Below are 11,056 nucleotides of genomic sequence, written 5' to 3'. Positions count from 1 at the left end.
GAAACATTGCCAGCAACTTCACATTTGGGTCTTAACCAGCGGGCAATAGCGGTCAAGCACATGCGGAAACGCCGTGAGCAGCGCCATGTTTGGGCTGGAAAACATCGGGTAGCGGGGGCGTAATGACGCTCTCCCGGGCGGCCTCGATGCGACTGGGCGGCTAAAGGTGTGGTTGACTACACGGGCACTGCTGCACCTGATCGCATGCAGTACGACCCAATTCATGGACGCGTCCGGATGATGGGCGCGCCGAGAAGGATGAGGAAGCAAGGATGAAGCTTGTCGACAGGTTTCGCGGCGCCGTGGCTGGTATGCCGCGACGGCTCGTGGTGGCGGCCGCTGGCGCGGCCCTGCTCTCGGGCCTGATTGGCGCCGTGGGGGGCTCGGCGACCGCTGGTGCGTTCTCGCGCCCCGGTCTGCCGGTGGAATACCTGCAGGTTCCTTCCGCGGCGATGGGCCGCGATATCAAGGTCCAGTTCCAGAGCGGTGGCGCCAACGCGCCGGCGCTGTACCTGCTCGACGGCATGCGCGCGCAGGACGACTACAACGGCTGGGACATCAACACCCCGGCGTTCGAGTGGTACAACCAGTCGGGCATCGCCGTGGTGATGCCGGTCGGTGGCCAGTCCAGCTTCTACTCCGACTGGTACAAGCCCGCCTGCGGTAAGGCCGGCTGCACCACCTACAAGTGGGAGACCTTCCTGACCAGCGAGCTGCCGGCATACCTGTCGGCCAACAAGCAGGTCCGGTCGACCAACAACGCGGCGGTCGGTCTGTCGATGGCCGGTTCCTCGGCGCTGATCCTGGCCGCCTACCACCCGAACCAGTTCGTCTACGCCGGCTCGCTGTCCGCACTGCTGGACCCTTCTCAGGGGATGGGGCCGTCGCTGATCGGCCTGGCCATGGGTGACGCCGGTGGCTACAAGGCCGCCGACATGTGGGGCCCCAAGGAGGACCCGGCCTGGGCCCGCAACGACCCGTCGCTGCAGGTCGGCAAGCTCGTCGCCAACAACACCCGCATCTGGGTGTACTGCGGTAACGGCAAGCCGTCCGACCTCGGTGGGGACAACCTGCCCGCGAAGTTCCTCGAGGGCTTCGTGCGGACCAGCAACCTGAAGTTCCAGGACGCGTACAAAGCCGCCGGCGGTAACAACGCGGTGTGGAACTTCGACGCCAACGGCACCCACGACTGGCCCTACTGGGGCGCGCAGCTACAGGCGATGAAGCCTGACCTGCAGTCGGCGCTGGGCGCCACCCCGGGCGCCGGCCCGGCGACGGCCGCCGCGGAGGCCGGGAACGGCCAGGGCACCTAGGCCCAAGAACGACGCGACTGGCGGCGGGAACCCCTCTGGGTTTCCGCCGCCAGTGGTTTTGGTGTGTGATGTGTTTCACTACCCCGCGGGCGGGGGAACCACGGCGCTGGCTAATGTGCTGCACAGCGACTAGACGATGGAGGGTGGACATGAGGGTCGTGCGGGGTTTGTCGGCGCTTCTTCGGGTGTTTTCCGTGGCCGCGTTGGCGATCGGGTTGATCGGCGTGACGGTGACGGGCGGACCGGCCGGAAAAGCGAGGGCGGCCGGCTACGAGAGCCTGATGGTGCCGTCGGCGGCGATGGGCCGCGACATCCCGGTGGCCTTCCTGGCGGGCGGCCCGCACGCGGTCTACCTGCTGGACGCCTTCAATGCGGGCCCGGACGTCAGCAACTGGGTCACCGCGGGCAACGCGATGAACACGCTGGGCGGCAAGGGCATCTCGGTGGTGGCGCCCGCGGGCGGGGCCTACAGCATGTACACCAACTGGGAGCAGGACGGCAGCAAGCAGTGGGACACCTTCCTGTCCAGCGAGCTGCCCAACTGGCTGGCCGCCAACAAGGGCCTGGCGCCCGGTGGCCACGCCGCCGTCGGCGCCTCGCAGGGTGGCTATGGCGCGATGGCGCTGGCCGCCTTCCACCCCGACCGCTTCGGCTTCGCCGGCTCGCTGTCCGGGTTCCTGTATCCGTCGAGCACCAACTACAACGGCGCGATCCTGGCCGGCCTGCAGCAGTACGGCGGCGTGGACGGCAACGGGATGTGGGGCGCCCCGCAGCTGGGCCGGTGGAAGTGGCACGACCCGTACGTGCACGCCTCGCTGCTGGCGCAGAACAACACCCGCGTGTGGGTCTACAGCCCGACGAATGCCGGCGGTGACGACGCCGCCATGATCGGCCAGGCGGGCGCGGCCATGGGCAGCTCCCGGGAGTTCTACCAGCAGTACCGCAGCAACGGCGGGCACAACGGCCACTTCGACTTCCCGGCCGGCGGCGACAACGGCTGGGGCTCCTGGTCGGGACAACTGGGGGCCATGTCGGGCGACATCGTCGGCGCCATTCGGTAGCGCGGCGGAGGCGGGTCGCTGCCGTCTGACCCAGTCGCGGGAGCCGGTACCGTGTAAAGGTGCGGCAGGGGTCGGGAGGACCGCTTCGCTGCGATCCACCGACTCTGCTGGCAGGAGAAAATGGCTACCAACGCCCGGCGTAAGCGCCACCGAATCCTCGCCTGGACGGCCGCGCTTTCCATGGCGGGCGTGGTGTTGTTGGTCATCGTGGCGGTGGTGATGTTGCTGCGCGGGCGAGAGGCGCCGCCCAGCGCGGTGCCGCCCGGCGTCCTGCCTTCGCCGTCGACGACGACGCACCCGCATAAGCCCCGGCCGGTTTCGCAGGACGCGTCGTGCCCCGACGTCCAGTTGGTCAACGTCCCGGGTACCTGGGAGTCCGCCCCGCAGGACGATCCGCGCAACCCGCTGCAATTCCCGAACGCGTTGCTGCACAAGGTGACCACGGCGATCACCCAGCAGTTCCCCGCTTCCAGGGTGCAGGAGTACACCACGCCCTACACCGCGCAGTTCCACAACCCGCTCAGCGGCGATACGCAGATGTCGTACAACGAAAGCCGCGCCGAGGGCACCCGCGCCACGGTCCAGGCGATGACGGACATGAACGCCAAGTGCCCGCTGACCAGTTACGTGCTGATGGGCTTCTCCCAGGGCGCGGTGATCGCCGGTGACATCGCCAGCGACATCGGCAACGGCCGCGGACCCGTCGACGACGACCTGGTGCTCGGTGTGACATTGATCGCCGACGGTCGCCGCCAGCCCGGGGTGGGCAACGACATCGGGCCGAACCCGCCGGGGCAGGGCGCCGAGGTCACCCTGCAAGAAGTGCCCGTGCTGTCCGGGCTCGGCCTGACCATGACCGGCGCGCGGCCCGGTGGGTTCGGGGCGCTCAACGACAGGACCAACGAGATCTGCGCACCGGGCGACCTCATCTGCGCGGCGCCGGACGAAGCGTTCAGCGTGGCCAACCTGCCCAACACGCTCAACACCCTGGCCGGCGGTGCGGGGCAGCCCATCCACGCGTTGTACGCGACGACGCAGTTCTGGAATGCCGACGGGCAGCCGGCGACGGATTGGACGTTGAACTGGGTTCAAGGACTCATCGCCAACGCGCCGCACCCCAAACATGGATGACCGGCCGCGGGACACAGCCATCAGGAGCCCGTTGCCGGTCCAGATCAGCGGTACCTTGTGATTTGGTGTGCTGCGGGCCGCCCCTTAACATTAAGAGGAAATTAAGAGCTAGAGACTTGGTTGCGGACCCGGTCCTGGTACAGCCGGCCTGGGATGAGCAGGGGCTGGCGCCCATGGCGCCGCGCGACCGGCCCGCGTAGAGATGGAAACCGTCGGCCTGGCCGACCGGAGGACGACACGCCGGCGTAGCGCCGGCCTGAAACAGGTGTGACAGGAGAGCGGAATGGCGTACCACAACCCGTTCATCGTGAATGGAAAGATCAGGTTCCCCGACAACACCAACCTGGTCAAGCACGTTGAGAAGTGGGCAAGGGTTCGTGGCGACAAGCTGGCCTACCGGTTCATCGACTTCTCCACCGAGCGCGACGGTGTGTACCGCGACATCGTGTGGCGCGACTTCAGCGCCCGCAATCGCGCGGTAGGGGCGCGGCTGCAGCAGGTCACCCAACCGGGTGACCGCATCGCCATCCTGTGCCCGCAGAACCTGGACTACCTCATCGCCTTCTTCGGCGCGCTCTACGCCGGCCGGATCGCGGTGCCGTTGTTCGACCCGGGCGAGCCGGGCCACGTCGGCCGTCTGCACGCGGTGCTCGACGACTGCAGCCCCTCGACGATCCTGACCACCACCGAGGCCGCCGAAGGCGTCCGCAAGTTCATCCGCGCCCGGTCGGCCAAGGAGCGGCCCCGCGTGATCGCCGTCGACGCGGTGCCCAACGAGGTGTCCGCCACCTGGGTGGAGCCCGAGGCCGACGAGAACACGATCGCCTACCTGCAGTACACGTCCGGCTCCACGCGCACCCCGACCGGTGTCGAGATCACCCACCTGAACCTCCCGACCAACGTGCTGCAGGTGCTCAACGGGCTGGAAGGCAAAGAGGGCGACCGCGGCCTGTCCTGGCTGCCGTTCTTCCACGACATGGGCCTGATCACGGCGCTGCTGTCGCCGGTGCTCGGCCACAACTTCACCTTCATGACGCCGGCCGCGTTCGTGCGCCGCCCCGGCCGCTGGATCCGGGAGATGGCGCGCAAGCCCGACGACGACCCGAACAGCGAGGTCTTCACCGTCGCGCCGAACTTCGCGTTCGAGCACGCCGCGGTGCGCGGTGTGCCCAAGGAGGGCGAGCCGCCGCTGGACCTGAGCAACGTCAAGGCGATCCTCAACGGCAGCGAGCCGGTGTCCCCGGCGTCGATGCGCAAGTTCTACGAGGCGTTTCAGCCGTACGGCCTGCGGGAGACCGCGATCAAGCCGTCTTACGGCCTGGCCGAGGCGACGCTGTTCGTGTCCACCACGCCCATGGACGAGGCGCCGACGGTCATCCACGTGGACCGCGACGAGCTCAACAACCAGCGCTTCGTCGAGGTCGCCGCCGACGCGCCGAACGCCGTCGCGCAGGTCTCGGCGGGCGTCATCGGCGTCGACGAGTGGGCCGTCATCGTCGATCCCGACACGGCCAGCGAGCTGCCGGACGGGCAGATCGGCGAGATCTGGCTGCACGGCAAGAACCTGGGCCTCGGCTACTGGGGCAAGGAGGCGGAAACGCAGGAGACCTTCCGCAACATCCTCAAGTCGCGGATCAGCCAGTCGCACGCCGAGGGCGCGGAGGACGACGGGTTGTGGGTGCGCACCGGCGACTACGGCACCTACCACAAGGGCCACCTGTACATCGCGGGCCGCATCAAGGACCTGGTCATCATCGACGGCCGCAACCACTACCCGCAGGACCTCGAGTACTCGGCGCAGGAAGCCAGCCGCGCGCTGCGCACCGGCTACGTGGCGGCATTCTCGGTTCCGGCCAACCAGCTGCCGCAGGTGGTGTTCGACAACCCGCACACCGGCCTCAAGTACGACCCCGAGGACAGCTCCGAGCAGCTGGTGATCGTCGCCGAGCGCGCGCCCGGCACGCACAAGCTGGACTACCAGCCCATCGCCGACGAGATCCGCGCGGCCATCGCCGTGCGCCACGGGGTCACCATCCGCGACCTGCTGCTGGTTCAGGCCGGGACGATTCCGCGGACCTCCAGCGGCAAGATCGGGCGCCGCGCGTGCCGCGCGGCCTACCTCGACGGCAGCCTGCGCAGCGGTGTCGGTTCGCCGACCGCGTTCGCAGGCGCAACAGACTGAATTCACGAAAACTATGGCTGAGACTGAGCATTCCGAGAACCCTGAGAACCCCGGCGGGGACGTCCCCGCGAAGAAGACCGACATGACGGTCCCCGAGTTGCGCGAATGGCTGCGGAACTGGGTGGGCAGGGCCGTCGGGAAGTCACCGGACGACATCGACGAGTCGGTGCCGATGGTGGAGCTCGGCTTGTCGTCGCGCGATGCCGTGGCGATGGCCGCCGACATCGAGGACATGACCGGTGTCACCCTGTCGGTCGCGGTGGCCTTCCAGCATCCGACCATCGAATCGCTGGCCACCCGGATCATCGAGGGCGAGCCGGAACTCGACACCTCGGGGGACGACGTTTCGGACTGGACGCGCAACGGCCCGGCCGAGCGCGTCGACATCGCGATCGTGGGCCTGTCCACCCGCTTGCCCGGCGACATGAACAGCCCGGACGAAACCTGGCAGGCGCTGATGGAGGGCCGCGACGCCATCACCGACCTGCCCGAGGGCCGCTGGTCGGAGTTCCTCGAGGAGCCGCGGCTGGCCGAGCGGTTGGCGACGGCCCGCACCCGCGGCGGATACCTGAAGGACATCAAGGGCTTCGACTCCGAGTTCTTCGCGGTGGCCAAGACCGAAGCCGACAACATCGACCCGCAGCAGCGGATGGCGCTGGAGCTGACCTGGGAGGCGCTGGAGCACGCCCGCATCCCGGCGTCGAGCCTGCGCGGCGGGTCCGTCGGCGTGTACGTCGGCGTCTCCAACAACGACTACAGCTTTTTGGCGGTGTCCGACCCGACCGTGGCGCATCCGTATGCGATCACCGGCACCGCGACGTCGATCATCGCCAACCGGGTCTCCTACTTCTACGACTTCCGCGGCCCCTCGGTCGCCGTCGACACCGCCTGCTCGAGCTCGCTGGTGGCCACCCACCAGGCGGTCCAGGCGCTGCGCAACGGAGAGTGTGACGTGGCCGTCGCCGGGGGTGTCAACGCGCTGATCACCCCGGTGGTGACGCTCGGGTTCGACGAGATCGGCCAGGTGCTGTCGCCCGATGGCCGGATCAAGTCGTTCTCCTCGGACGCCGACGGCTACACCCGCTCCGAGGGCGGCGGCATGCTGGTGCTCAAGCGGGTCGACGACGCCCGCCGCGACGGCGACCAGATCCTCGCCGTCATCGCGGGCAGCGCGGTCAACCACGACGGCCGGTCCAACGGCCTGATCGCGCCCAACCAGGACGCGCAGGCCGACGTGCTGCGCCGGGCCTACAAGGACGCCGGCATCGACCCCCGCACCGTCGACTACATCGAGGCGCACGGCACCGGCACCGTCCTCGGCGACCCGATCGAGGCGGAGGCGCTGGGCCGCGTCGTCGGCCGGGGCCGCCCCGCCGACCGCCCGGCGCTGCTGGGCGCGGTGAAAACCAATGTGGGCCACCTGGAATCGGCGGCCGGGGCGGCCAGCATGGCCAAGGTGGTGCTGGCCCTGCAGCACGACAAGCTGCCGCCGTCGATCAACTTCGCCGGGCCCAGCCCCTACATCGACTTCGACGCGATGCGTCTGAAGGTGATCGACCAGCCCACCGACTGGCCGCGGTACGGCGGCTACGCGCTGGCCGGGGTGTCCAGCTTCGGCTTCGGTGGGGCCAACGCGCACCTGGTGGTGCGAGAAGTGTTGCCACGCGACGTCATCGAGCGTGAGCCCGAGGCGGAACCCGAGCCGCAGGCCGCCGCCGAAGCGGCCTCGGAAACGGCTGAGGCCCCCACGATGGAAAGCCACGCGCTGCGGTTCGACGACTTCGGCAACATCATCCCGGACGCCGAGGCGCCCCAGGAGGAAGAGTACGAACTGCCGGGCGTCACCGACGAGGCGTTGCGGCTCAAGGAGATCGCGCTGGAAGAGCTGGCGGCGCAGGAGGCCGCGGAGCCGACCACGCCCCTGATCCCGCTCGCCGTGTCGGCGTTCTTGACCTCGCGCAAGAAGGCCGCGGCCGCCGAGCTGGCGGACTGGATGGAAAGCCCCGAGGGCCAGGCGTCGTCGCTGGAATCGATCGGGCGGGCGCTGTCGCGGCGCAACCACGGCCGCTCGCGCGCGGTGGTGCTGGCCCACGACCACGAGGAGGCCATCAAGGGCCTGCGCGCGGTCGCCGAGGGCAAGCAGCGGCCGAACGTGTTCAGCGCCGACGGGCCGGTGACCAACGGCCCGGTGTGGGTGCTGGCCGGGTTCGGCGCGCAGCACCGCAAGATGGGCAAAAGCCTGTACCTGCGCAACGAGGTCTTCGCCGAGTGGATCGAGAAGGTCGACGCGCTGATCCAGGACGAGCTGGGCTACTCGGTGCTCGAGCTGATCCTCGACGACTCGCAGGACTACGGCATCGAAACCACCCAGGTCACCATCTTCGCGATCCAGATCGCGCTGGGCGAGCTGCTCAAGCATCACGGCGCCAAGCCCGCCGCGGTGGTCGGCCAGTCGCTGGGCGAGGCCGCCTCGGCCTACTTCGCCGGCGGGCTGTCGCTGCGCGACGCCACCCGCACGATCTGCTCCCGCTCGCACCTGATGGGCGAGGGCGAGGCGATGCTGTTCGGCGAGTACATCCGGCTGATGGCCCTGGTGGAGTACTCCGCCGACGAGATCAAGACGGTGTTCTCCGACTTCCCGGATCTCGAGGTGTGCGTCTACGCCGCGCCCACCCAGACCGTCATCGGCGGCCCGCCCGAGCAGGTGGACGCGATCATCGCCCGGGCGGAATCTGAAGGCAAGTTCGCCCGTAAGTTCCAGACCAAGGGCGCCAGCCACACCCAGCAGATGGACCCGCTGCTCGGTGAGCTCGCCGCCGAACTGCAGGGCATCAAGCCGATGAGCCCGACGGTCGGGATCTACTCGACGGTGCACGAGGGCAGCTACATCAAGCCCGGCGGCGAGCCGATCCACGACGTGGACTACTGGAAGAAGGGCCTGCGGCATTCCGTCTACTTCACCCACGGCGTCCGCAACGCCGTCGACAGCGGCCACAGCACCTTCCTCGAGCTGGCGCCCAACCCGGTGGCGCTGATGCAGGTGGGCCTGACCACGGCCGCGGCCGGGCTGCACGACGCGCAGCTGATCCCGACGCTGGCCCGCAAGCAGGACGAGGTCGAGTCGATGATCTCGACCATGGCGCAGCTCTACGTGTACGGCCACGACCTGAACATCTGGACGCTGTTCACCCGCGCCGCTGGACCCCAGGATTACGCGAACATCCCGCCGACCCGGTTCAAGCGCAAGGAGCACTGGCTGGACGTGCACTTCGCGCACGGCAGCAGCTCGGTGCTCATGCCCGGTAACCACGTCGCGCTGCCGGACGGCCGCCACGTCTGGGAGTACAACCCCCGCGGCCTGACGGACCTGCCGGCGTTGGTGAAAGCCGCTGCGGCCCAGGTCCTTCCGGACGCCCAGCTGGCGGCGGCCGAGCAGCGCGCGGTGCCCGGCGACGGCGCCCGGCTGGTGACGACGCTCACCCGGCACCCCGGCGGCGCCTCGGTGCAGGTGCACGCCCGCATCGACGAGTCCTTCACGCTGGTCTACGACGCACTGGTGACCCGGGGCGGGGGCGGGGCCGTTGCCCTGCCGGCCGCCGTCGGCGCGGGCGCGGCGGTCACGGCTGCGTCCAACGGATCGGTGGCCGCTGCGGAGGAGCCCGCCGAAGAGCCGGAAGCCGAGACCCTGACGGACAGCCTGACCAACCGGTACTTCTCGGCCAGCATGGGCAAGTGGTCGCCGGACTCGGGCGAGACCATCGCCGAGCGCCTGGGCCTGATCGTCGGCGCGGCCATGGGTTACGAACCCGAGGACCTGCCGTGGGAGGTCCCGCTGATCGAGCTGGGCCTGGACTCGCTGATGGCGGTGCGGATCAAGAACCGCGTCGAATACGACTTCGACCTGCCACCGATCCAGTTGGCCGCGGTGCGCGACGCCAACCTCTACAACGTGGAGAAGCTGATCGAATACGCGGTCGAGCACCGCGACGAGGTCGAGCAGCTGCACGAGTACCAGAAGACGCAGTCGGCCGAGGAAATCGCGCGGATGCAGGCCGAGATGATGAGCGGCGCCTCACCCGCCACGGTGGCGGCGCCGGCGCCCGATCCGCAGGCGGAGCCGGAGACGCAGCAGGGGCCGCCGCCGCCGGCCTCGGACGTTCCCATCCCGCCGCCGCCCACGGACCCGTCGGGGCCCGCCAGTAACGGCTCCAAGCCCAACCTGGCCGGCGCGGCCGAAGCGCTCAACCAGGAGGCGGTCGCCAAGGCGCTCAACTCCGATGTGCCCCCGCGCGACGCCGCCGAGCGGGTGACGTTCGCGACGTGGGCGATCGTCACCGGCAAGTCCCCGGGCGGCATCTTCAACCCGCTGCCCAAGCTGGGCGACCAGCATGCCGCCAAGATGGCCCAGCGACTGTCCGAGCGCGCCGAGGGCACGATCACCGTCGAGGACGTGCTGGCGTCGGAGAACATCGAGGCGCTGGCCGAGAAGGTGCGGGAGTACCTGGAGGCCGGCGTGATCGACGGGTTCGTCCGCACCCTGCGGGCGCGACCCGAAGGCAGCTCGAAGGTGCCGGTGTTCGTGTTCCACCCGGCCGGCGGGTCGACCGTCGTGTACGAGCCGCTGCTCAACCGGCTGCCGCCGGACACGCCGATGTACGGCTTCGAACGGGTCGAGGGCTCGATCGAAGAGCGCGCAGCGCAATACATTCCGAAGCTGATCGAGATGCAGGGCGACGGGCCCTACATCCTGGCTGGTTGGTCGCTGGGTGGTGTGCTCGCCTACGCCTGCGCGATCGGGCTCAAGCGGCTGGGTAAGGACGTCGCCTGGGTGGGTCTCATCGACGCGGTCCGCGCGGGCGAGGAGGTCCCGCAGACCAAGGAGGAGATCCGCAAGCGCTGGGACCGCTACGCAAGGTTCGCCGAGAAGACGTTCAACGTCACCATCCCGGAGATCCCCTACGAGCAGCTCGAGGAGCTCGACGACGAGGGCCAGATCCGGTTCGTGCTCGAGGCGGTCAGCCAGAGCGGTGTGCAGATCCCGGCCGGGATCATCGAGCACCAGCGCACGTCGTACCTGGATAACCGGGCCATCGACACCGCCGAGATCCAGCCCTACGACGGGCATGTCACCCTCTACATGGCCGATCGCTACCATGACGACGCGATCATGTTCGAGCCGCGGTATGCGGTTCGTCAGCCGGACGGCGGGTGGGGCGAGTACGTCTCCGACCTCGAGGTGGTGCCGATCGGTGGCGAGCACATCCAGGCCATCGACGAGCCGATCATCGCCAAGGTCGGCGCACACATGACCGAGGCGCTCAGCAAGATCGAGGCCGACACCAGCCAGGCGAGTGAGGTAGGCAAGTAGT

General features: G+C 69.0%; 5 protein-coding genes. All 5 read left to right on the top strand.

Annotation, left to right across the window (positions count from 1 at the left end):
• The first annotated feature begins 272 nt into the window (after nt 1-272).
• Entirely contained in the window at nt 273-1,313 is a 1,041-nt protein-coding gene (locus KXD96_RS02555) for an esterase family protein (RefSeq protein WP_260742720.1), read from the top strand.
• A gap of 158 nt (nt 1,314-1,471) precedes the next feature.
• Nucleotides 1,472-2,374: an esterase family protein gene (locus KXD96_RS02550; protein ID WP_260745178.1), complete on the top strand. Its 903-nt coding sequence runs from the start codon at nt 1,472-1,474 to the stop codon at nt 2,372-2,374.
• Nucleotides 2,375-2,494: 120 nt separating this feature from the next.
• Nucleotides 2,495-3,505: a cutinase family protein gene (locus KXD96_RS02545; RefSeq protein ID WP_260742719.1), complete on the top strand. Its 1,011-nt coding sequence runs from the start codon at nt 2,495-2,497 to the stop codon at nt 3,503-3,505.
• Nucleotides 3,506-3,788: 283 nt separating this feature from the next.
• Entirely contained in the window at nt 3,789-5,687 is a 1,899-nt protein-coding gene (gene fadD32 / locus KXD96_RS02540; protein ID WP_260742718.1) for a long-chain-fatty-acid--AMP ligase FadD32, read from the top strand.
• 82 nt (nt 5,688-5,769) lie between these two features.
• Nucleotides 5,770-11,055 carry a polyketide synthase Pks13 gene (gene pks13, locus KXD96_RS02535; RefSeq protein WP_396878680.1) on the top strand — a complete coding sequence of 1,762 codons (5,286 nt, stop codon included), beginning with the start codon at nt 5,770-5,772 and terminating at the stop codon, nt 11,053-11,055.
• Nucleotide 11,056 lies beyond the last annotated feature (1 nt).

The organism is Mycobacterium sp. SMC-2 (assembly GCF_025263485.1).
In the GTDB taxonomy this organism is placed as follows: domain Bacteria; phylum Actinomycetota; class Actinomycetes; order Mycobacteriales; family Mycobacteriaceae; genus Mycobacterium.
The sequence above is the reverse complement of the archived record's forward strand: the minus strand, read 5'-3'. Positions and strand labels throughout refer to the sequence as shown.